This is a genomic window from Pseudomonas sp. AKS31 (genome assembly GCF_023634765.1).
GTDB lineage: Bacteria > Pseudomonadota > Gammaproteobacteria > Pseudomonadales > Pseudomonadaceae > Aquipseudomonas.
Genome location: NZ_JAMLFX010000005.1, coordinates 132,402 through 132,806, shown reverse-complemented (window position 1 = coordinate 132,806; position 405 = coordinate 132,402). Strand labels below are relative to the sequence as shown.

The following is a 405-nucleotide window of genomic DNA, read 5'->3' as shown; positions in this document are numbered from 1 at the left end:
AAAACCTGATCTTGCTGGGCAGTGCCAACCTCAACGGCACCGGCAACAGCGTCAACAACCGCATCACCGGTAACGACGGCAACAACATTCTCGACGGAGGCCTCGGGGCTGACAGCCTGATCGGCGGTCTGGGCAATGACACCTACATCGTCGACAACTACGGCGACACTGTGACCGAAACCAGCACCCTGGCTGGCGAAATCGACACGGTGCGCAGTTCGGTGGCATTCACCCTAGGCGCCAACGTCGAGAACCTTGTCCTCACCGGTAACAACGTGATCAACGGCACCGGCAACAACCTCAACAACACCCTGACCGGTAATGACCAGGCCAACACCCTGGACGGCGGCCTCGGGGCCGACACCATGATCGGTGGCGGTGGCTTCGACAGTTACTACGTCGATA

1 pseudogene is annotated in these 405 nt (G+C 59.8%); it reads left to right on the top strand.

The window, feature by feature from the left end:
• Nucleotides 1-405 (top strand): annotated as a pseudogene (locus tag M9827_RS16430) (serine 3-dehydrogenase); the annotation flags it as partial.